The organism is Streptococcus mitis, from assembly GCF_009496205.1.
Classification (GTDB): Bacteria; Bacillota; Bacilli; order Lactobacillales; family Streptococcaceae; genus Streptococcus; species Streptococcus mitis_BN.
In genome coordinates this window covers 19,312-41,392 of the sequence record NZ_WIJO01000008.1, presented here as the reverse complement: position 1 = coordinate 41,392, position 22,081 = coordinate 19,312, and the positions used below count along the sequence as shown (strand labels likewise).

Sequence of the window (22,081 nt, the reverse complement as noted above, 5' to 3'; positions counted from 1 at the left end):
TTTAGAGTCTTCACTTGATTTTTAAAGACTGGCAAACTTTTCTGATGATTTTCATGAAGAGCCTGCGCTTTTATGGTAAAATAGTAACAGAATAAAAGAGGAGAGAAAACATGAAACGTAGTATGTATGCTGGTCGTGTTCGTGAGGAACACATCGGACAAGAAATGACCTTGAAAGGATGGGTTGGCCGTCGTCGTGACCTTGGTGGTTTGATTTTTATCGACCTTCGTGACCGTGAAGGAATCATGCAGTTGGTTATCAACCCTGAAAAAGTCTCTGCAGAGATTATGGAAACAGCTGAAAGCCTTCGTAGCGAATTTGTTATCGAGGTGACTGGACAGGTCGCTGCGCGTGAGCAAGCCAATGATAAGTTGCCAACTGGTGCAGTTGAGTTAAACGTGACAGCTCTGACAGTGCTTAATACAGCTAAGACAACCCCATTTGAGATTAAGGATGGGATTGAGGCCAATGACGATACACGTTTACGTTACCGTTACCTTGACCTTCGTCGTCCAGAAATGTTGGAAAATCTTAAACTTCGTGCTAAGGTGACCCACTCTATCCGCAACTACTTGGATGAGTTGGAGTTTATCGACGTGGAGACACCATTCCTTTCTAAGTCAACTCCTGAAGGGGCGCGTGACTATTTGGTGCCATCTCGTGTTAATAAAGGGCATTTTTACGCTCTTCCTCAAAGTCCACAAATCACGAAACAGCTCTTGATGAATGCTGGTTTTGACCGTTACTACCAAATCGTTAAATGTTTCCGTGACGAGGACTTGCGTGGTGACCGCCAGCCTGAGTTTACCCAGGTCGACTTGGAAACATCTTTCCTTACTGAGCAAGAAATCCAAGATATCACAGAAGGCTTGATTGCGCGCGTGATGAAGGAAACAAAAGGCATCGAAGTAACGCTACCATTCCCTCGTATGAAATACGATGACGCGATGGCTCTTTACGGTTCTGACAAGCCAGATACCCGTTTTGACATGTTGCTTCAGGACTTGACAGAAGTGGTCAAAGGTGTTGATTTCAAAGTCTTCTCAGAAGCATCTGCCGTTAAAGCCATTGTGGTCAAAGGGGCTGCGGACAACTATTCACGTAAAGACATCGACAAGATGACAGAAGTAGCCAAACAATATGGTGCCAAAGGTCTTGCTTGGGTCAAGGTAGTTGACGGAGAATTAAACGGACCAGTTGCTAAGTTCTTGACAGGCATCCAAGCAGAATTGACAACAGCGCTTGCTCTTGAAGATAAGGACCTCGTTCTCTTTGTGGCGGATACGCTTGAAGTGGCCAATGCAACTCTTGGTGCCCTTCGTGGACGTATTGCCAAAGAGCTTGGCTTGATTGATAACGATAAATTCAACTTCCTTTGGGTAGTTGACTGGCCAATGTTTGAATGGTCTGAAGAAGAAGGCCGTTACATGAGCGCCCACCATCCGTTCACCCTTCCACAGGAAGAGACGGCTCACGAATTAGAAGGTGATTTGGCTAAGGTTCGTGCCATTGCTTACGATATCGTCTTGAACGGTTATGAGCTTGGTGGTGGTAGCCTTCGTATCAATCAAAAAGACCTTCAAGAACGCATGTTCAAGGCTCTTGGTTTCTCAGCAGAAGAAGCAAATGACCAGTTTGGCTTCCTTCTTGAAGCCATGGACTATGGTTTCCCACCACACGGTGGCTTGGCTATCGGGCTTGACCGCTTTGTCATGCTCTTAGCAGGAGAAGAAAATATTCGTGAAGTTATTGCCTTCCCTAAGAACAACAAGGCAACTGACCCAATGACACAAGCTCCTTCAACAGTAGCTCTCAAACAACTAGAGGAACTCAGCTTACAAGTAGAAGAAGATGAAACAAGCAAAACGAATTAAGCGGTGGCGCTATTATCTGCGCCGCTTTGCTCATCAGATAAAAATTTTACGTGTCTTACAAAGCATCTCTCGGGAAAAATATGATGAGAAGATTTCGGCTTCTCTGGTCTATGGTTTTTTATCAGCAGTGGCGGTTAATTTCTTTTTCCAACCGGGGCATGTGTATTCGAGTGGTGCGACAGGTCTGGCACAGATTATCTCTGCCTTGAGTAATCACTGGTTTGGTTTTCATATTCCGATTTCGCTAACCTTCTACGCTATTAATTTTCCTTTGATGGTCTTGGCTTGGTATCAGATTGGCCATAAGTTCACCGTCTTTACCTTTATCACGGTATCCATGAGTTCCTTCTTTATCCAGTTTGTCCCTGTGGCGACCTTGACGGAGGATCCCATTATCAATGCCCTTTTTGGGGGTGTTGTCATGGGCTTGGGGATTGGTTTTGCTCTTCGAAACAATATCTCCAGTGGTGGGACGGATATCGTCAGCCTGACTATTCGCAAGAAAACGGGTAAGAATGTTGGTAGTATTTCTTTCTTGGTAAATGGGACCATCATGCTGATAGCAGGCTTGACCTTTGGTTGGGAATACGCTCTCTACTCTATGATTACCATCTTTGTCTCTAGCCGTGTCACAGACGCTGTCTTTACCAAGCAAAAACGGATGCAGGCCATGATTGTGACCAATCATCCAGAGAAGGTAATTGAAAAAATCCATAAAAAATTGCACCGCGGTGCAACCATGATCCACGATGCAGAAGGAACCTATAATCACGAAAGAAAGGCAGTTTTAATCACTGTCATTACACGTGCAGAGTTTAATGAATTTAAACAGATTATGAAACAGGTGGATCCAAGCGCCTTTGTTTCTGTATCGGAGAATGTTCATATTCTGGGACGATTTGTTGAAACAGATAATTAGTGGCCAAAAAAACCAGCGCGAGCTGGTTTTTATTTTTCGATAATTTTGTGGGCAATCAACTGGCGATAACAAATTTGTTTATTGCTTTTAGCATCATTGATTATCTGGAGGATAGTTTCAAAGGAAACACGACCAAGCTCCAAACTATTGATATCAACATAGGCCGCCAAGTTGAGCTTGGGATTGACTGAGTCGAAGCTGAGGACAGGGACATCCAGTTGGTGTTTTGCGATGTAATCACAGACCCCTGCAGCAAGGAGACTATCAATGGTAATAATAGCGTCAATATTTGAATCGTGTTTGAAGAGAAGTCTACTAAAGCGATAACCATTATCTTCAAGAAATTCAGTAGCAAAGCAAGTCAGATTAGTATCGAGAGGAAGTTGGTGTTGTTTTAGAGCCATCTCGTAACCTGTCAGACGGTCTTGTGTTACGAAGAGTCGCTTAGTACCTCCGATAAAGGCAATTCGCTTGCAGCCTTTTTTGATGAAATACTCTGTCGCATCAAAACCAGCTTGGACATTGTCATTATCGACAAGTGGAATGAAGGGAGATAGAGATTTACCTAAGATAAGGAAAGGAAATTGCTCGTCTGCTACTAACTTAACCAAAGGGTCCTCTTCTTGGGCATAGAGGAAAATCAAACCATCTACACGCTTACCATAGACCATCTGAGAAATAGCTTTAAGGCGCTCTTTTTCATCTTTACCTGTTGCAATCTGAATGGCATAGTGGTTTTCAGATGCGACTTGGGCGATACCACGGAGGACAGATGGGAAGAAAGGATTTTGATAGAAGGCGTCTGAGTCGTCAGGAAGGACCAAGCCGATAACTTGGGTATAACTGCTTACCAAACTACGAGCGTTGAGGTTGGGGTGGTAATTAAGCTCCTTCATAGCCTTGCGAACGCGTTTTTTTGTTTCGTCGCTAATGGTTGATTTGTTTTGAATAACACGGGTTACGGTTGAAGGCGAAACACCAGCAGCCTTGGCCACGTCTTTAATCGTAACGGGCATAAAAATCTCCTATTTATGATAATCTGGATCACGGAAATGCGTTTTATAAAAGATAGTGACCAGATACAGAACAAAAAGAATGTTTTGTACAGTAATGAGAGTTGTCATATTTTGGCCAAATAGTCCCAAAATAAGCGTAATCAGAGTAGGTAATCCTAAACAGTTCAAGATAAAATGGTAGCACTCTTTAAAGGTCCTAAATGAAAAGAGGCGTGATTTCTTAGTGATATAAAGGAGAAGACTCGCTCCTAGAGAGACAATAAAGAAATTCAAACCAAAGAGGAAGCTAGCACCGAGAACTAGGAAGAGACTGATATAGACACGATTTTGTTGGTACCAGTCTTTAGAAATCGCTTGAGTCAAGCTGTCCTTGCTTTTGAAACTCTCAGTCTGAATAGCTCGGTAAGAAATGCGGGTCAGCTCCTTGCTTTCCTTGCTGATGACCAGTTCTTTTGTATCGAAATGCAGTTGCAAGTTCTTAGGTAATTCCTTGCTTTGACTTGGACCGATCACAATAGAAGGGGCTTGACTAGCTGTTCCTGTATAAGTTAATTTGCCATCAACAATTGTAGCGTGTTCAGAGAGATCCTGTACAACCTTATCTGTCAATGGTTCATAGACATTATCGATAAAGGTTTCTAGCGGATAAGTCTCCTGTGAGCTGTTTTGGATGGCAATAGGTACCATAGATAAGCTGATAAGGAAGATACTGGTAAAGAGAAGCTGAAACCAGTTGAGTCCGAAACGTTTGGACAGGGGCTTACGAAATCCCCAAATACTTGAAAAATATGAAAATGGATATGGAAGCATTTGTATCTTTCTAAAAGGTGTTTTCTATATGAGTATTATTATATAGAGAAATGTACTTTATTTCAAGTCTAGGAGACAAATTGCTTGCTACAAGGATATTTTTACAGTAACAAGTTTTAAAATGAAAAAGGGTGGCGGGGATATATTATCCCTTGTCGCCACCACTTGTAAGTCCTGAAACAAAGTTCTTTTGTAGGAAGAAGAAGAGAATACAGATTGGAAGGGCGATGAGGATAGCACCTGCTGAGAAGTAGGCAATCTTCAAGTTCTTCGCATTGTTGACGAAGGTTTGGAGACCAACGGCAACAGTAAAGTATTCTTTCTCACGAAGCAAGAAACTAGAGAGGATGTAGTCCCCGAAAGGTCCCATGAAGGCCCAGAGAGCTTGTACGGCAACCATTGGGCGAACAAGTGGAAGAACAATTTGCCAGAAGCGACGGAAGTGTCCTGCACCGTCTAGTTTTGCAGATTCGTCTAGAGACATTGGCACTGTATCGAAGTAGCCTTTCATGAGCCAAGCATTCATCGGGATACCACCACCAACGTATAGGAAGATGAGGAACCAGCTGTGGTTAAGGGCGTTCAACATAAGCGCCATAACGAAGAAGGCTGTCAAAGCGGCCATGGTTGGCACCATTTGGATAATCAAGAAGAAGACCAAACTTTGTTTACGAGCCAAGAAGTTGTAACGGCTGTAGGCATAACCAGCAAGTACGATGATACTTGTTTGAACCGCCATGGTAACCAAGGCGATGATCAAGGTATTGAGATACCAAGTACCGTATAGAGTTTCAGTAAAGAGTCCTTTAAAGTTATCAAAATTGAAGTCGATGTTAGTATCGAGTTTAAAGGCTGCGACGTTACCTGCTTTAAAGGCTGACATGATGGTGATCAACAGTGGATAGATAATCACGATTGATAGGCCAATCAAGTAGAGGTAAGTAAGGGTTTGAGTCAGTCTACGTTTGAGTTTAATTGAGTTATTCATCTTAGACGTCCTCCATATCAAATGCGTGTAGTTTCTTGAATGCGATCATAGAGATTGAGATGACAATGATAGAGATAATCAAGGTAACAGCTGCCGCCATTGAGTATTGAGGAGATGTACCTGTTGTCAAACGGTAGATCCATGAGATCAAGATATCAGTTGAACCAGCTCCCCCTCCGACACTACCAGGACCTCCACCATTGAAGAGGTACATGATAGAGAAGTTGTTAAAGTTGAAGGTGTATTGGCTAATCAAAGTAGGTGCAGCAACAGCCAAGATCATTGGGAAAGTGATGTTGCGGAATTTTTGCCAAGCATTAGCACCGTCAATATAAGCTGCTTCGTAAAGGTCGTTAGGAATAGATTGCAAGATACCCAAGGTCAAAACGTAGATATATGGGAATCCAAGCCAACCTTGCATCATAATCAAGGCAATCTTAGTCCAAGTTGGGTCTGTTTTCCAAGGAATAAGAGCACCATCAAGGAAAGGAAGGAATTTAGCCAAGATTGGCAATACTTGAGTGTTGATAGCACCAACACTATCGTTAAACATGTTTGAGAATGTCAAGATAGTGATGAAGGCTGGGACAGCCCAAGGAAGAAGGAAAATAACACCGAAGATACGTTTTCCTTTGATAAATGGTTGGTTAGCAATGATAGCTGTGAAGATACCAATGACGATCTGTAAAGTTGAGGCAGATAAAGCCCAGATGATAGTCCAAGAAAGGACGGCACCAAAGGCAGAACGGAAGGTACTCAAGCTCCAAATGTTTGTAAAGTTGGTCAAACCAACCCAGTCCAACAATTTGTTTGGTGGCAAGTGTTGGAAGTCGTAGTTGGTAAAGGCGATCATCAAGGTTACGATAACTGGGAAGATAATCGCAAAAGTCATGGCAATGTAAGATGGAATGATTAAGAGGTAAGGGAAGCCATTTTCATAGATTCCTTTGACCATTTCTTTAAAGGTAAGTGCTACTGGTATGCCATTGTTAATGTGTTTGGCAGTTGTATGTGCGTCTTTGATATTTGCGAAATAAAAGAGTACATAAACAACTACAAAGATTAAATGGAAGGCACCACGAATCAGCATAAAGAGGGAATTATCACGACCTGGTTTGTCACCAAGAGTGATGAGATTGCTCAATTCAGGGGCTGCAAGTGCTAGGAAGTAAAGGACGAATACGATGGTTACACCAAGGAAGATAAAACCTTTGGCTTTTTGTTTATTGTAAATCTGTCCTAACCCAGGAATGATAGACAGCAGAGCTGCTTTACTAGGTTGTTGCTTTTCCATAATAACTCCTTTCATAGGATACTGGTTTCTAATTAAAACCTAAACTATATATGTTTTTGATTGATAAATTCAAAGGGGGATTTGATTTCCACCCCCCTTGAACAAATTTTTTATTCACCAAATTTTTGTTTGATTGTTTCTTTGATCAATGTTACAGCGTCGTTAGCAGCTGTTTTCGCATCTTTCTTACCACTTACAGCATCAAAGAGCATAGTTTTCGCTGGATCCCAAACTGCAGACATTTGAGAGATGTTTGGCATTGGTTGAGCGTTCTTGAACTGTTTGATAACAGCTGTTGTCAACTCATCATTTTTACCTTCAGCATATGTACGAGCTTCAGTGTTAGCTGGGATTTCGTTAGTTGTATCGTAGAAGGCTTTTTGTTCTTCAGTTGAAACAAGGAAGTCTACAAATTTTTGAGCGCCTTCAAGGTTCTTAGTGCTTGATGGGATAATCCAAGCTTTACCACCACCGAATGCAGCATATTCTTTTCCATTTGGAAGAGTTGGGATAGTTGCAACACCGTAGTTTACTTTAGCATCTTTAAAGGCTTGAGCTTTCCAAGGTCCGTCGATGATAGCAGCTGTTTTACCTTCTTGGAATTGAGTTTGGATTAAGTTGCCAGCACCTTCAGTATCTTGCATACCTTTAGGCCATTTTTCATACCAAGATTTAGCGTAGTTGATACCTGCGATAGAACCGTCGTTTGCAAGACCGATATCTTTAGCGTCTTTACCGTTTTGTCCGAATACGTAAGCACCGTTACCAGCAAGAAGTCCATATGCATAGTAGAAGTTTGTCCAGTCAGCTAGGAAAGCAGAAGTTTTTCCATCTTCTCCAGCGAAGGCATATTTGCTATCTTTAGCAAGGTTTTCTAAGTCAGCAAAAGTTTTTGGAGCTTCTTTTACCAAGTCTTTGTTGTAGTACATAACAAGTGACTCGATAACAGCAGGAGCACCGTAAACTTTACCATCAGCAGCTGTTACAAGAGATTTAGTTTTATCATCTGTTTTAGCGCCGTCGCTCAATTTAACTTCTGAAAGTTGTCCGTCAGTACCAAGGCTACCTACACGGTCGTATGGAGCCATCATAACGTCAGCAGCTTGACCTGATTGGTTGTCAAGAGAAAGTTTGTCAAGCCCACCCATTTGGTCTCCTGTTTTGATGGTAACTTTTACGCCAGCTTCTTTTTCGTAAGCTTTTGCAGCTGATTCAGCAAAGGCTTTATATTGGTCTTCAACGTAGAAAGTGAGTTCTTTCGCTTCGGATGAACCAGAATCAGCAGGTTTATCAGCAGTTTTGCTTCCGCAAGCTACCAAAAGCAAGCTAGCAAGTGTAACAGTTCCAAGCACAGCAGCGCTCTTCATGAATTTAGATGACATAGTGTATTCCTCCTAAAGAATAACAAATTTTATAATGAGGAAACGCAAACGTTTTCCTTTATGGGACTAGTATAGCACAATCGGAAAGCGGTTGCAAGTGTTTTTTGTAAAAATTTTTTAAAAAATTGTAAAAAAAGTAAACGCTTCATCGTCATATAATAGTAGAAAATTCCAAAAATCCGTTTTGTTTTAAATTTAAAAAAAGTTGAGAAAACGATTGCCTAATTTACAAATGGAAACCAGAGAGGATTCTCGCTTTATTTTTGCTTAATGAGATAAGTGAAACCCTTATTCCTATTTTGTTTGTTGCCTGAAAGAATATATATACGAGTAAGAAGAAAAAATTTTTAAAAAATAATCAAAAAAGTTACTTAAAACCGCTTGCATTTATCGAGAAAATGAGCTATACTAGTAATAGCGCAAACGTTTGCGCTCATAAAAATGTAATATCTAACTATAAACACATGAGGTGCTTATTATGAAAAAACGTCAAAGTGGTGTGTTGATGCACATTTCTTCTCTTCCAGGGGCATACGGAATCGGATCATTTGGTAAAAGTGCTTACGACTTCGTTGATTTCTTGGTTCGCACAAAACAACGTTACTGGCAAATCCTTCCACTAGGAACAACTAGTTACGGAGATTCTCCTTACCAATCTTTCTCAGCCTTCGCAGGGAACACTCATTTTATCGATTTAGATATCTTGGTGGAACAAGGCTTGTTGCAAGCAAGTGACCTTGAAGGGGTTGACTTTGGTAGCGATGCATCTGAAGTTGACTATGCGAAAATCTACTATGCACGTCGTCCTCTTTTAGAAAAAGCGGTAAAACGTTTCTTGGAAGTAGGAGATGTTAAAGATTTTGAGAAATTTGCTCAAGACAACCAATCATGGCTTGAACTCTTTGCAGAGTATATGGCTATCAAGGAGCATTTTGACAATCTTGCTTGGACTGAATGGCCAGATGCAGATGCTCGTGCTCGTAAAGCTTCAGCACTTGAAAGTTACCGTGAGCAATTGGCAGACAAGTTGGTTTACCACCGTGTGACTCAATACTTCTTCTTCCAACAATGGTTGAAATTGAAAGCTTACGCTAACGACAACCACATCGAAATCGTTGGAGACATGCCAATCTACGTAGCGGAAGATTCAAGCGATATGTGGGCAAATCCACATCTCTTCAAGACAGATGTCAACGGTAAGGCGACTTGCATCGCAGGATGCCCACCAGATGAGTTTTCTGCAACTGGTCAGCTTTGGGGTAACCCAATCTATGACTGGGAAGCAATGGACAAAGATGGTTACAAATGGTGGATTGAACGCTTGCGTGAAAGTTTCAAAATCTACGATATCGTTCGTATTGACCACTTTCGTGGTTTCGAATCTTACTGGGAAATCCCTGCTGGTTCCGATACAGCAGCACCTGGTGAGTGGGTGAAAGGTCCTGGCTACAAGCTTTTTGCAGCCGTTAAGGAAGAGCTTGGTGAGCTAAACATCATCGCAGAAGACCTTGGTTTCATGACAGACGAAGTTATCGAATTGCGTGAACGTACTGGCTTCCCAGGAATGAAGATTCTTCAATTTGCTTTCAACCCAGAAGACGAAAGCATCGATAGCCCACACTTGGCACCTGCTAACTCAGTTATGTACACAGGAACACACGATAACAATACGGTCCTTGGTTGGTACCGTAACGAGATCGATGATGCGACTCGTGAATACATGGCTCGCTACACTAACCGTAAAGAATACGAAACAGTGCCACATGCTATGCTTCGTACAGTCTTTTCATCAGTTAGCTTCATGGCAATTGCAACTATGCAAGATTTGCTAGAATTGGATGAGGCAGCTCGTATGAACTTCCCATCTACCCTTGGTGGAAACTGGTCTTGGCGTATGACTGAAGATCAATTGACACCAGCTGTCGAGGAAGGCTTGCTTGACTTGACAACAATCTATCGCCGAATCAATGAAAATTTGGTAGAATTAAAGAAATAATACAATATCAGGAGACACCTTAAACATGTTATCACTACAAGAATTTGTACAAAATCGTTACAATAAAACCATTGCAGAATGTAGCAATGAAGAGCTTTACCTGGCTCTTCTTAACTACAGCAAGCTTGCAAGTAGTCAAAAACCAGTTAACACTGGTAAGAAAAAAGTTTACTACATCTCAGCTGAGTTCTTGATTGGTAAACTTTTGTCAAACAACTTGATCAATCTTGGTCTTTACGACGATGTTAAAAAAGAACTTGCAGCTGCAGGTAAAGACTTGATCGAAGTTGAAGAAGTTGAATTGGAACCATCTCTTGGTAATGGTGGTTTGGGACGTTTGGCTGCCTGCTTTATCGACTCAATTGCGACTCTTGGTTTGAATGGTGACGGTGTTGGTCTTAACTACCACTTTGGTCTTTTCCAACAAGTTCTTAAAAACAACCAACAAGAAACAATTCCAAATGCATGGTTGACAGAGCAAAACTGGTTGGTTCGCTCAAGCCGTAGCTACCAAGTACCATTTGCAGACTTTACTTTGACATCAACTCTTTACGATATTGATGTTACTGGTTATGAAACAGCAACTAAAAACCGCTTGCGTTTGTTTGACTTGGATTCAGTTGATTCTTCTATCATCGAAGATGGTATCAACTTTGACAAGACGGACATCGCTCGCAACTTGACTCTTTTCCTTTACCCAGATGATAGTGACCGTCAAGGTGAATTGCTCCGTATCTTCCAACAATACTTCATGGTTTCAAACGGTGCGCAATTGATCATCGACGAAGCAATCGAAAAAGGAAGCAACTTGCATGACCTTGCTGATTACGCAGTTGTACAAATCAACGATACTCACCCATCAATGGTCATCCCTGAATTGATCCGTCTTTTGACTGCTCGTGGTATCGATCTTGATGAAGCAATCTCAATCGTTCGTAGCATGACTGCCTACACTAACCACACAATCCTTGCTGAAGCCCTTGAAAAATGGCCTCTTGAATTCTTGCAAGAAGTGGTTCCTCACTTGGTACCAATCATCGAAGAATTGGACCGTCGTGTGAAAGCAGAAGTGAAAGATCCAGCTGTTCAAATTATTGACGAGAGTGGACGTGTTCACATGGCTCACATGGATATCCACTACGGATACAGTGTTAACGGAGTAGCAGCACTTCACACTGAAATCTTGAAGAACTCTGAGTTGAAAGCTTTCTACGACCTTTACCCAGAAAAATTCAACAACAAAACAAACGGTATCACTTTCCGTCGTTGGCTCATGCATGCTAACCCAAGCTTGTCTCACTACTTGGATGAGATTCTTGGAGAAGGTTGGCACCATGAAGCAGATGAGCTTGAAAAACTCTTGTCTTATGAAGACAAAGCAGCTGTCAAAGAAAAATTGGAAAGCATCAAGGCTCACAACAAACGTAAATTGGCTCGTCACTTGAAAGAACACCAAGGTGTGGAAATCAATCCAAACTCTATCTTTGATATCCAAATCAAACGTCTTCACGAGTACAAACGCCAACAAATGAACGCTTTGTACGTAATCCACAAATATCTTGACATCAAAGCTGGGAACATCCCTGCTCGCCCAATCACAATCTTCTTTGGTGGTAAAGCAGCTCCAGCCTACACAATTGCTCAAGACATCATCCACTTGATCCTTTGCATGTCAGAAGTTATTGCTAACGATCCAGCAGTAGCTCCACACCTGCAAGTAGTTATGGTTGAAAACTACAACGTTACTGCAGCAAGCTTCCTTATCCCAGCATGTGATATCTCAGAACAAATCTCACTTGCTTCTAAAGAAGCTTCAGGTACTGGTAACATGAAATTCATGTTGAACGGAGCCTTGACTCTTGGTACTATGGACGGTGCTAACGTGGAAATCGCTGAGTTGGTTGGAGACGAAAACATCTACATCTTTGGTGAAGATTCAGAAACTGTTATCGATCTTTACGCAAAAGCAGCTTACAAATCAAGCGAATTCTACGCTCGTGAAGCTATCAAACCATTGGTTGACTTCATCGTTAGCGATGCAGTTCTTGCAGCTGGAAACAAAGAGCGCTTGGAACGTCTTTACAATGAATTAATCAACAAAGACTGGTTCATGACTCTTCTTGACTTGGAAGACTACATCAAAGTCAAAGAGCAAATGTTGGCTGACTACGAAGATCGTGACGCATGGTTGGATAAAGTTATCGTTAACATTTCTAAAGCAGGATTCTTCTCATCTGACCGTACAATCGCTCAGTACAACGAAGATATCTGGCACTTGAACTAATACTCTTCGAAAATCAAATTCAAACCACGTCAGCGTTGCCTTGCCGTACTCAAGTACAGCCTGCGGCTAGCTTCCTAGTTTGCTCTTTGATTTTCATTGAGTATAAGATACAAGATTTATACTAATACACTTTCCTATGAAGCGAATTTCGATTGAAATTCGCTTTTTTGAATGCTGTGGGTTTGGGTCAATCTTGTTTTAAAAAGATAGAAATCATAGATACAGTGAACGCATAACACTTTATTTCAGCCTTATGTTTCTTCGTAGTTGCTTACCTCATATTTTTTGTATTCGCTTACATAAAGTGTTATAATATAATTATAGGAAAGAAGGTGTTTTTATGTGGAAAAAATATTTTTCAAAATATAAATGGACTGATTTATTTTGGATTTTATTTATCATTTTGACCTGCCTCTATATTGGTAACCATGATTTGTTTCCTCTCAATCATCAAGAAATCTCTCTTCGAGGTAGTTTCTGGGGATCTGTACTCGCCTTATATCAATTGCTATTTATTGATAAATTTATTATTTCGAATCGAAAATAAAGTTTAGGGCTATGCTTAGCTGTGTACCTTTAGGATTGATTTTGGAGGGAAGATTTTGTCTCTGTTATTTATTATTTTAAATTTATCTATTTTGTACAAGATCTATTCTTTGAGGCGGGAGAAATCGAAATACTTGATTTATATGGCCTATATCATATTTGGGGTAAATGTAATATATGGTATTCAATGGTTATTAAAAGAACTGATTTCAAAGATTTCCACTTAATGTGTATAGAAACTCCAGCGATTTTTGCATAACAAAACGCATAAGATTAAGGTTTTTGAGCACCTGTTCTTATGCATTTTTGTAATATTAAAGATTTTTTGTAAGTTGTCTGCTTTTGGGAAGTCTAGTTTAGAATGTTTTCCCAACAAGTATCTCTGCTTCGATGGTAATCTCTGTCAGTTGGCTCCAGTCAATCTTAGTCTGGTCGATGTGAAAGAGTAGGGGCGTCATGCTGAGTAGGGCTTGGAGTTGCTCTGCTGTGATAGGCTTGGTTAGTGAGGCAGTTTTACTGGATAAGATAGTTAAGTTGTTTTGGAAATGATTTTTGATATCTTGGTTGGAATAGTCCTTGTTTGTCAGCTGGTCTTGTACCTTCTGACGGATTTCCTTGAGGTGATTTTTAGTTGGAATAACCTTTATCAAGATACCGTCTTTGGATAAAACGCGACGAAATTCTCCGTAATTGGCAGGGGAAAAGAGATCAAGTAAGATATCCATACTGGCATCTTGCAGAGGAAGGCGAGAAAGGTCCCCAACGAACCAATTGACTGCCCAGTTGGGTTCACTCTTGGCAGCGATTTGGACGGAATCTTTGGAAATATCAAAGGCATAGAAGGTTTTGTCAGGATGACTTTCTTGGAGTTTGCGAGAATAGAATCCTTCGCCACAACCGATATCTAAAATTGTTTTGGCATTTTTTGAGTTTGAAAGTAAATCAGAGACGGCCTCTAAAATAGCTTGATAAAAGCCAGCTTCTAGGATTCGTTGACGGTTTTGAAAATTTTCCTTGTCGTAGTTAGCAGATTGCTTAATTTGAGGTGCCAGATTGACATAGCCGAATTTCGCCAAGTCAAAAGAATGACGGTTGCAGCACTTGAAACTAGTCTCTAGCAGAGTCAGATTTTCTTGACAGATAGGACAGGCAAAGGCAGTAGCAGAAGCAAAACGCTGAAGTTTGGGTTTGAGATTTGTATTCATAGTTTAAGTGTATCAAAAGAGGCAAATGAAAGCAACTTTAGGAATAAGTAGATGGGAGATTCAGTAGAAATAAAACTAATACTCTTCGAAAATCAAATTCAAACCACGTCAACGTCGCCTTGCCGTACTCAAGTACAGCCTGCGGCTAGTTTCCTAGTTTGCTCTTTGATTTTCATTGAGTATAATTCTCCAATTTATAAAATAAAATTGCTTTTATATCTAAATTGCTATATAATAATGATAAGGAGGAAATAAGTATGTTAAAAGAAGTATTAACCGTCGCAAAAGTTGCGAAAAAATCATCACTCTTTTTGGGTGGTGTCGCATTTGGTACCCTTGGTTTGAAAATCTTGGCAAGTAAGGAAGCTAAAAAAGGTTATTCTAAAGCTTTGGCTAAGGCTTACAAGTTGAAAGACGAGCTAGATGCATCTGTTTCTGTTGTGAAACAACATGGAGACGATGTCTTGCAAGATGCCAAATATTTGTACGAGCAAGAGAAAAAAGAAGAGCAATTAGATAGCCTTATAGGAGAATAATATGTCTTTTAAAGTGCTACATAGAGGATACCAACATATCCGACTATCATCTTCTTTTTCACTCACCTTGGATATTCAAGACTATCTTCGTTCCTTGGCGAGAGATGAAAAGGGGATTGAGTCTATCCAGTTTTACATGGATCAACAGCACTTTACTCTACGCATAAAAGAAGGCTTTTCTGTATTAGATAATGCAGAAGCCTTTTTAAAAAGAATTGATAAAGGGAAAGTTTCTGAGTTGATGACTCTTCCCATTCGTAGAGAAGAGAGTGCTTATTCTATTGTTTCAGGTGCAGCGATTAAGCGTATACTTTTTCGTAGTTTTGTGCCGTACCCTATTCGCTATATATGGACTTGTTATCAGGCTTTTGGCTATATTAGAGAAGCCTATCAAACACTAGCGCGTAAGGAACTAACGATGGAGGTCTTGGACTGTTCGGCGATTTTATTGTCCTTGTTTATGAACCAATCCAAGACAGCTAGCAATATCATGTTTATGCTTGATTTGGGGAATCATTTAGATCAGTGGTCCTTGAAAAAAACTGCAACAGATTTAGAACAAAGCCTTCTTGCAAAAGAGAGCGATGTATTTCTAGTACAGGGGGATACGGTTGTTAGTATCAAGAGTTCCGATGTTCAAATAGGAGATGTCTTGGTCCTATCTCAAGGAAATGAAATTCTGTTTGATGGACAAGTAGTTTCAGGTTTAGGTATGGTCAACGAAAGTTCCTTGACAGGAGAGAGTTTTCCAGTTGAAAAAAGAGAGTCTGATTTGGTTTGTGCAAATACAGTATTGGAAACTGGAGAGTTACGCATTCGTGTAACCGATAATCAGATGAACAGCCGGATTTTACAGCTGATTGAGTTGATGAAGAAATCTGAAGAAAACAAGAAAACGAAACAACGCTATTTCATCAAGATGGCGGATAAGGTCGTCAAATATAATTTCTTGGGGGCTGGTCTGACTTACCTATTAACAGGTTCTTTTTCTAAGGCTATTTCTTTCCTATTGGTCGATTTCTCCTGCGCTTTGAAAATCTCTACTCCTGTAGCTTATTTGACAGCTATCAAGGAGGGGTTGAACCGTGAAATGGTGATTAAGGATGGGGATGTTCTGGAGAAATATCTGGAAGTTGATACTTTCTTGTTTGATAAGACGGGAACAATCACAACTAGTTATCCTATAGTTGAAAAGGTGTTACCTTTTGGGGACTATAGTGAGGAAGATATTCTCAGAATCAGTGCCTGTCTTGAGGAACACATTTATCATCCTATTGCTAATGCTATCGTCAAGCAAGCTGAGATAGAGGGAATTGAACATGAGGAAATGCATGGGAAACTCCAATATATCGCAAGCAAGGGGATTAAATCTCATATAGATGGGCAACCAGTTCTTATTGGGAATTATGTCTTGATGCAGGATGAACAGATTCATATCAGTTCAGAACAAAATGCTTTAATTGAAGAGTACAAGAGTCACTACAATCTCTTATTCTTGGCTTATCAGAATGAATTGATTGGAATGTTCTGCATTCATACTCCTTTGAGAAAAGAAGCAAAAGCAGCCTTGGAGAAACTTAAGGCACAAGGAAAAAAATTGATTCTGGCAACAGGGGACACCTTGGTTAGAACAGAGGAATTAGTCAAAGATTTGCCCTTTGATCAGGTCTATACAGACTTGAAACCTGATGGAAAATTTGAGTTAGTAGAGGAACTGCAGAAAGCAGGTCACACTATTTTGATGGTTGGAGATGGCTTGAATGACTCAGCGGCTCTAACCCTATCAGATATCGGTGTGGTGATGAATGAGAGTGCAGATATTTCTAAGCAGATGAGTGATATCTTATTGTTAGATAATCGCTTGGATTTCTTCCAAGAGTTGGATTCGCTATCATCATCTTTGCAAACACTCATCAAGAAGAATATTCAAGATACCGTTGTCGTAAATAGTAGTTTGATTGGCTTTGGCTTGTTTAATTGGCTCAGTCCTTCAAATCTCTCTATCTTACATAATCTAACAACCTTACGTATTGTACTGCGTAGCCTGTCTATTAAGGGATAGGTGGGGACTATTAACAGCAAAAAGGAGTTACCTTTCTCGAGGTTAACTCCTTTTTTATAGGTAAATGTTGAACAGTTTAGTAAGTCAATACAAAGTATTTTTTCTTACCGCGACGGATAACAGTCAGTTCGTTCTCAAGCTTATCTGCGTCACTTAAGACATAGTCAAGGTCTTGGATGCGGTCACCGTTTACGTAGATAGCTCCGTTTTGGACATCTTCACGGGCTTGGCGTTTTGAGTTAACTACACCAGATGAGACGAGTAGTTCCACAATATTGTGGTTTTCGTCTGCTTGTACTTGGTAGTTTGGTACACCACTAAGTCCTTGTTTGAGCTCTTTAACAGAAAGATTCTTGATGTTTCCTGCAAAGAGTTGCTCAGTGATGTTGAGGGCTTCTTTGTAGGCTTCTTCGCCGTGAACGAGTGTAACGACTTCACGAGCCAAGACTTTTTGAGCCAAGCGTTCGTGTGGAGCTGCTTCAAATTGTTTACGGATGTCTTCAATCTCATCAAGTGACAAGAAAGTAAAGATCTTCAAGAAGCGAACAGCGTCAGCGTCCATAACGTTCATCCAAAATTGGTACATTTCGTATGGAGAAGTCTTTTCAGGATTGAGCCAGACTGCGTTTCCTTCTGATTTACCAAATTTCTTACCAGTTGCATCTGTGATCAGTGGAACAGTGATAACGTGGCCTGTCTTGTCAGCCTTACGACGAAGCAATTCAGTACCAGCTGTCATATTTCCCCACTGGTCAGAACCACCGATTTGAAGCGTTACGTTGTGGTCTTGGTTAAGAACGAAGAAATCGTAACCTTGCATGATTTGGTAGGCAAACTCAGTGTATGAAATTCCTGTTTCAATCCGTTTTTTCACAGACTCCTTGCTCATCATGTAGTTGACAGTAAAGTATTTTCCGATATCACGGAGGAAATCAATGAAGCTGATGCTGCCAAACCAGTCGTAGTTGTTGACCATGACAGCTTTATTTTCACCATTTTCAAAGTCAAGAAAACGAGAAAGTTGTCCTTGGATAGACTTGACCCAGCCATCTACTGTGTCTTTTGTTTGGAGACTACGTTCAGCATCTTTGAAGGACGGATCTCCGATGAGACCTGTAGCACCGCCAACGAGCGCATAAGGTTTGTGACCTGCTAGTTGCAAGCGACGACTTGTCAAGATTGCGACAAGATGGCCTAGGTGAAGGCTGTCAGCAGTTGGATCGTAGCCAGTATAATAAGAAACTTGACCTTCTTCTAGGGCTTTACGTAAAGCTTCTTCATCAGTCGTTTGAAAAATCAAACCACGCTCTTTTAGCTCATCAAAAATGTGCATGTGTCTTTTCTCCTTTTTAAAATTATTGTTTCTACCTATTGTATCACAAACTTGGGCAATAGCCTAGCAGAATAGGGAAGAAAGTGGCTATTTTATTGAAAGTTTACCTTTTATGGTATAATAGATAAAGTGAGGAAATCCATGCAAAATCAATTAAATGAATTAAAACGAAAAATGCTGGAATTTTTCCAGCTAGTAAAATCAAAAATAAATCATAGAAAATCAGAGAAAGTCTCAGAAGAGAAGAAGTCGGATGGGACAGGTGGGAAAGTTCTGGCTATCCTAGGTAGCATTTTAGTTGCTATTAAGGGAATTTTGAATACTCTCTTTATTCTAGGCTTTATCGGTGGACTTTTTGGTGCTGGTGTAGCTCTTGGTTATGGAGTTGCTTTGTTTGACAAGGCCAAGGTTCCCCAAGCGGAGGACTTGGTCAAGCAGGTTAAAAATATTTCTTCCATCTCAGAAATTGTTTACGCAGATGGGAGTGTCATTGCATCTATTGAGAGTGACCTACTGAGAACTTCTGTCTCATCTGAGGAAATATCGGACAATCTCAAAAAGGCTATCGTTGCAACTGAGGATGAACATTTTCTTGAACATAAAGGGGTTGTACCAAAAGCTGTGATTCGGGCGACTTTGGGAACCTTTGCAGGCTTGGGCTCATCTAGCGGTGGCTCGACCTTGACCCAACAGTTAATCAAGCAACAAGTGGTCGGAGATGCTCCGACTTTGGCTCGTAAGGCTACAGAAATTGTCGATGCCCTTGCCTTGGAACGCAGCATGAGCAAGGATGAAATTTTGACGACTTATCTCAATGTTGCTCCCTTTGGTCGAAATCATAAAGGGCAGAATATTGCAGGTGCCCAGCAAGCTGCTGAAGGGATTTTCGGTATCGATGCCAACAAGTTAAGTATTCCTCAAGCCGCTTTCTTAGCAGGTTTGCCACAGAGTCCGATTACTTATTCCCCTTATGAAAATACTGGAGAGTTAAAGAGTGATGAAGACTTAAAACTTGGTTTGAAGCGGGCCAAGGATGTTCTCTACAACATGTACCGTACGGGTGCTCTGACTCAGGAAGAATACGACCAGTACAAGGATTATAATCTCAAACAAGATTTTTTGCCATCAGGAACTATCAATGCTGTTTCGAGGGATTACCTTTACTTTACGGCTATGGCTGAAGCGACAGACCGTATGTATGATTATTTAGTTCAACAGGACAATGTCTCTAGTCAGGAGTTGAAAAAGGAAGCAGTTCAAAAGGCCTATCATGAGCGAGCTGAGCAGGAACTAAGTAACGGTGGCTATAAAATCACGACAACAATCAATAAAAAAATCCATACTGCCATGCAAAATGCAGTTGCTAACTACGGTCGTTTGGTAGATGATTCGACTGGCCAGCCTGAAGTAGGGAATGTTTTGATGGACAATAAAACGGGGGCTGTTCTAGGCTTTGTTGGTGGTCGTAATTACCAAATAAACCAAAACAATCACGCCTTTGACACTAAGCGCTCGCCAGCCTCTACAACCAAGCCTTTATTGGCCTACGGTATTGCCATTGACCAAGGCTTGATGGGTAGCGCTAGTATCTTGTCCAATTATCCGACAAAATTCTCTAATGGCAATCCTATCATGTATGTAAATAGTCCAGGTACAGGCATGATGACTTTGGGTGAAGCCTTGAACTATTCGTGGAATATCCCAGCCTATTGGACCTATCGCATGCTACGTGAGAAGGGTGTGGATGTCAAGGGTTACATGGAGAAAATGGGTTACGAGATTCCGGAGTACGGTATCGAAAGTCTGCCTATGGGTGGTGGGATTGAAGTCACAGTTGCCCAGCATACCAATGGTTATCAAACAATTGCTAATAACGGTGTTTACCATCAGAAACATGTGATTTCTAAGATTGAATCACCTGACGGTAGGGTAATCTATGAATTCCAAGACAAACCAGTTCAAGTGTACTCGAAGGCAACGGCAACAATTATGCAGAGTTTGCTTCGTGAGGTGATTTCATCTCGGATCACTTCAAGTTTCCAAACGGATTTGGCTTCCATCAATTCAAGCTTAGCTCGTGCAGACTGGATTGGTAAGACTGGTACAACTAATGAAGATGAAAATATGTGGCTCATGCTGTCAACACCAAGATTGACTCTAGGTGGTTGGCTAGGGCATGATGATAACCGCCCAATGGCTAAGGGGGCTGGGCATTATCGAAATGCCAAATATATGGCTTACTTGGTCAACGCTATCCAACAGGCTGAGCCTGGTGTTTGGGGCAATGAACGCTTTAATCTTGATTCTAGTGTGACCCAGTCTCAGGTCCTCAGATCTACAGGGCAGAAGCCTGGCAAAGTATCCGTTAATGGAAAAACAGTTGATCTTTCAGGTTCTACTGTAACGAGCTATTGGGCTAATACGGCGGGAGCTCCTACGACAAGCTATCACTTTGCTATTGGAGGAAGTGAAGCAGATTACCAAAACGCTTGGTCAAGCATCGTTAGCACATTGCCAACTCCTTCTAGCTCAAGTACTAGTTCAAATAGCAGTTCAAGTAGTAGTTCTAACAATAGTAGCAATTCAAGCGCTACTAGACCTTCTTCTTCAAGGGCGAGACGATAAGTTCTTTAAACTTTTCTAAATGAAGTGGCTAATCAATGGATTGCCACTTTTTTCTTTTTTCCTTTCGTGTTACAATAAAGGTATGAATCAGTATCAGAAAAAGATTGTTAAAGGAACTATTTATTCGCTCCTATCCGGCTTAATATGGGGAATTTGTGGGATTCTAGGAGAGTATTTCTTTACTCATTACCAGGTGTCTTCGGGCTGGATTACCTCTATGCGTTTGACACTGGCAGGGAGTCTTGTGCTCATTTGGTCTGCAATACAATTAAAATCGCAAGTGCTAGATATTTGGCGAGATAAGAAAAATTACCTACCCTTTTTAGCCTATGCTATTTTGGGGATTTTTTCAGTTCAGTATTTTTTCTATCTCTGTGTAGAATACTCAAATGCAGCGACAGCAACTATTTTACAGTTTATCAGTCCTGTCTTTATCCTCTTTTACAATCGCTTGGTTTATCAAAAACGAGCGTCAAAAAGCGCTATTTTTTATGTTTTGGTTGCCATGTTGGGTGTTTGCTTGATGGCGACAAAGGGAGATCTCTCTCAATTATCCATGACACCGCTAGCACTTGTGACGGGTTTGCTGAGCGCCATGGGGGTCATGTTTAATGTTATCTTACCTCAACCTTTTGCTAAGCGTTATGGGTTTGTACCCACGGTTGGGTGGGGGATGATTTTGGCAGGTTTATTTAGCAATGTCCTCTCGCCGGTTTATCAGCTTTCCTTTACTCCTGATATTTGGAGTATCTTGATTTGTCTCATTATCGCTTTCTTTGGAACGGCTTTTGCCTTTTTCATTTCCATGAAGGCTGTGTCCTTGGTTTCTCCCTTGGTGGTTTCCGTTATCAGTGCCAGTGAACCTCTCTCTTCTGCCCTTTTGAGTGTTTTGTTTTTAGGCTTGGTAGTGGATTGGTCCCTTCTTCTAGCTATGGCCTTGATTATTTTGCCTATGATTTTCCTATCGGTAGAAGAAGCGAAAGAAAGTAAATAAAAAGTCTTTTCTTAATTCTAAAAGTGTGCTATACTAGAATAGTCAATAAAACACGGGGAGATAGTTGTGAAGAGTGTTTTTAGGTTGTATCGGTAAGGGCTTGCTTTTACCGACAGCACGTTTTATCTCACATCCCTAAAAATCATACCTAAAAACAAACAAAAAGGCTTCAAATTTGAGGCCTTTTTTGGTAGAATAGGTATCATTAAAATGAACT

Annotated in this window: 16 protein-coding genes; 9 read left to right on the top strand and 7 right to left on the bottom strand. The window is 40.9% G+C overall.

Annotated elements, in window-relative coordinates; translation table 11 throughout:
* Window positions 1–110 precede the first annotated feature (110 nt).
* Window positions 111–1,874: an aspartate--tRNA ligase gene (aspS, locus tag GEZ85_RS02400; RefSeq protein WP_153209209.1), complete on the top strand. Its 1,764-nt coding sequence runs from the start codon at window positions 111–113 to the stop codon at window positions 1,872–1,874.
* The gene (locus GEZ85_RS02395; RefSeq protein WP_024057518.1) at window positions 1,852–2,793 is read left to right on the top strand and encodes a YitT family protein; all 942 of its coding nucleotides are present in this window, start codon (window positions 1,852–1,854) and stop codon (window positions 2,791–2,793) included. The genes aspS and GEZ85_RS02395 overlap by 23 nt, the downstream gene beginning before the upstream one ends.
* 29 nt (window positions 2,794–2,822) lie before the next feature.
* On the opposite strand, the gene GEZ85_RS02390 is transcribed toward GEZ85_RS02395, so the two are convergent.
* The 5 genes from GEZ85_RS02390 to GEZ85_RS02370 all read right to left on the bottom strand — a co-directional run bounded on the left by GEZ85_RS02390 (window position 2,823) and on the right by GEZ85_RS02370 (window position 8,283).
* On the bottom strand, window positions 2,823–3,809 hold the full coding sequence (locus GEZ85_RS02390) for a LacI family DNA-binding transcriptional regulator (protein ID WP_049510888.1): 987 nt from the start codon (window positions 3,807–3,809) through the stop codon (window positions 2,823–2,825).
* Between the two features lie 9 nt (window positions 3,810–3,818).
* Window positions 3,819–4,619, bottom strand: a complete 801-nt coding sequence (locus tag GEZ85_RS02385) for a DUF1189 domain-containing protein (RefSeq protein WP_153209211.1) — start codon at window positions 4,617–4,619, stop codon at window positions 3,819–3,821.
* Between the two features lie 145 nt (window positions 4,620–4,764).
* A complete protein-coding gene (locus tag GEZ85_RS02380; RefSeq protein ID WP_001065642.1) occupies window positions 4,765–5,607 on the bottom strand; it encodes a sugar ABC transporter permease in 843 nt (280 codons plus the stop codon).
* A 1-nt stretch (window position 5,608) separates the two neighbouring features.
* Window positions 5,609–6,901: a sugar ABC transporter permease gene (locus GEZ85_RS02375; RefSeq protein WP_031237127.1), complete on the bottom strand. Its 1,293-nt coding sequence runs from the start codon at window positions 6,899–6,901 to the stop codon at window positions 5,609–5,611.
* Between the two features lie 110 nt (window positions 6,902–7,011).
* Window positions 7,012–8,283: an extracellular solute-binding protein gene (locus GEZ85_RS02370; protein ID WP_004259122.1), complete on the bottom strand. Its 1,272-nt coding sequence runs from the start codon at window positions 8,281–8,283 to the stop codon at window positions 7,012–7,014.
* 478 nt (window positions 8,284–8,761) lie between these two features.
* Here GEZ85_RS02370 and malQ point away from each other — a divergent pair, with 478 nt between their 5' ends.
* The 3 genes from malQ (at window position 8,762) to GEZ85_RS10525 (ending at window position 13,110) form a co-directional block, all read left to right on the top strand.
* A complete protein-coding gene (malQ, locus tag GEZ85_RS02365) occupies window positions 8,762–10,279 on the top strand; it encodes a 4-alpha-glucanotransferase (protein WP_000747274.1) in 1,518 nt (505 codons plus the stop codon).
* A 25-nt stretch (window positions 10,280–10,304) separates the two neighbouring features.
* On the top strand, window positions 10,305–12,563 hold the full coding sequence (glgP, locus tag GEZ85_RS02360) for a glycogen/starch/alpha-glucan family phosphorylase (RefSeq protein WP_153209213.1): 2,259 nt from the start codon (window positions 10,305–10,307) through the stop codon (window positions 12,561–12,563).
* Between the two features lie 340 nt (window positions 12,564–12,903).
* Window positions 12,904–13,110, top strand: coding sequence for a hypothetical protein (locus GEZ85_RS10525; protein ID WP_070842806.1), 207 nt, complete (start codon window positions 12,904–12,906; stop codon window positions 13,108–13,110).
* A gap of 355 nt (window positions 13,111–13,465) precedes the next feature.
* Here GEZ85_RS10525 and GEZ85_RS02350 read toward each other — a convergent pair whose 3' ends face one another.
* Entirely contained in the window at window positions 13,466–14,314 is an 849-nt protein-coding gene (locus tag GEZ85_RS02350; RefSeq protein ID WP_153209215.1) for a putative RNA methyltransferase, read from the bottom strand.
* Window positions 14,315–14,571: 257 nt separating this feature from the next.
* Here GEZ85_RS02350 and GEZ85_RS02345 point away from each other — a divergent pair, with 257 nt between their 5' ends.
* Both GEZ85_RS02345 and GEZ85_RS02340 read left to right on the top strand, forming a co-directional pair.
* A complete protein-coding gene (locus tag GEZ85_RS02345; protein WP_000910909.1) occupies window positions 14,572–14,850 on the top strand; it encodes a DUF6110 family protein in 279 nt (92 codons plus the stop codon).
* 1 nt (window position 14,851) lies between these two features.
* A complete protein-coding gene (locus tag GEZ85_RS02340) occupies window positions 14,852–16,912 on the top strand; it encodes a heavy metal translocating P-type ATPase (RefSeq protein ID WP_084887282.1) in 2,061 nt (686 codons plus the stop codon).
* A gap of 76 nt (window positions 16,913–16,988) precedes the next feature.
* On the opposite strand, the gene tyrS is transcribed toward GEZ85_RS02340, so the two are convergent.
* Window positions 16,989–18,245: a tyrosine--tRNA ligase gene (gene tyrS, locus GEZ85_RS02335; protein ID WP_153209217.1), complete on the bottom strand. Its 1,257-nt coding sequence runs from the start codon at window positions 18,243–18,245 to the stop codon at window positions 16,989–16,991.
* A gap of 141 nt (window positions 18,246–18,386) precedes the next feature.
* Here tyrS and pbp1b point away from each other — a divergent pair, with 141 nt between their 5' ends.
* Both pbp1b and GEZ85_RS02325 read left to right on the top strand, forming a co-directional pair.
* The gene (gene pbp1b, locus GEZ85_RS02330; RefSeq protein WP_153209220.1) at window positions 18,387–20,870 is read left to right on the top strand and encodes a penicillin-binding protein PBP1B; all 2,484 of its coding nucleotides are present in this window, start codon (window positions 18,387–18,389) and stop codon (window positions 20,868–20,870) included.
* 82 nt (window positions 20,871–20,952) lie between these two features.
* Window positions 20,953–21,864: a DMT family transporter gene (locus tag GEZ85_RS02325; RefSeq protein WP_153199347.1), complete on the top strand. Its 912-nt coding sequence runs from the start codon at window positions 20,953–20,955 to the stop codon at window positions 21,862–21,864.
* Window positions 21,865–22,081: the final 217 nt, after the last annotated feature.

Excerpts from the sequence above, each read along its gene's own strand:
- aspS (WP_153209209.1), top strand. The coding sequence starts at position 111 with ATGAAACGTAGTATGTATGCTGGTCGTGTTCGTGAGGAACACATCGGA.
- GEZ85_RS02395 (WP_024057518.1), top strand. The coding sequence starts at position 1,852 with ATGAAACAAGCAAAACGAATTAAGCGGTGGCGCTATTATCTGCGCCGC.
- GEZ85_RS02390 (WP_049510888.1), bottom strand. The coding sequence starts at position 3,809 with ATGCCCGTTACGATTAAAGACGTGGCCAAGGCTGCTGGTGTTTCGCCT.
- GEZ85_RS02385 (WP_153209211.1), bottom strand. The coding sequence starts at position 4,619 with ATGCTTCCATATCCATTTTCATATTTTTCAAGTATTTGGGGATTTCGT.
- GEZ85_RS02380 (WP_001065642.1), bottom strand. The coding sequence starts at position 5,607 with ATGAATAACTCAATTAAACTCAAACGTAGACTGACTCAAACCCTTACT.
- GEZ85_RS02375 (WP_031237127.1), bottom strand. The coding sequence starts at position 6,901 with ATGGAAAAGCAACAACCTAGTAAAGCAGCTCTGCTGTCTATCATTCCT.
- GEZ85_RS02370 (WP_004259122.1), bottom strand. The coding sequence starts at position 8,283 with ATGTCATCTAAATTCATGAAGAGCGCTGCTGTGCTTGGAACTGTTACA.
- malQ (WP_000747274.1), top strand. The coding sequence starts at position 8,762 with ATGAAAAAACGTCAAAGTGGTGTGTTGATGCACATTTCTTCTCTTCCA.
- glgP (WP_153209213.1), top strand. The coding sequence starts at position 10,305 with ATGTTATCACTACAAGAATTTGTACAAAATCGTTACAATAAAACCATT.
- GEZ85_RS10525 (WP_070842806.1), top strand. The coding sequence starts at position 12,904 with ATGTGGAAAAAATATTTTTCAAAATATAAATGGACTGATTTATTTTGG.
- GEZ85_RS02350 (WP_153209215.1), bottom strand. The coding sequence starts at position 14,314 with ATGAATACAAATCTCAAACCCAAACTTCAGCGTTTTGCTTCTGCTACT.
- GEZ85_RS02345 (WP_000910909.1), top strand. The coding sequence starts at position 14,572 with ATGTTAAAAGAAGTATTAACCGTCGCAAAAGTTGCGAAAAAATCATCA.
- GEZ85_RS02340 (WP_084887282.1), top strand. The coding sequence starts at position 14,852 with ATGTCTTTTAAAGTGCTACATAGAGGATACCAACATATCCGACTATCA.
- tyrS (WP_153209217.1), bottom strand. The coding sequence starts at position 18,245 with ATGCACATTTTTGATGAGCTAAAAGAGCGTGGTTTGATTTTTCAAACG.
- pbp1b (WP_153209220.1), top strand. The coding sequence starts at position 18,387 with ATGCAAAATCAATTAAATGAATTAAAACGAAAAATGCTGGAATTTTTC.
- GEZ85_RS02325 (WP_153199347.1), top strand. The coding sequence starts at position 20,953 with ATGAATCAGTATCAGAAAAAGATTGTTAAAGGAACTATTTATTCGCTC.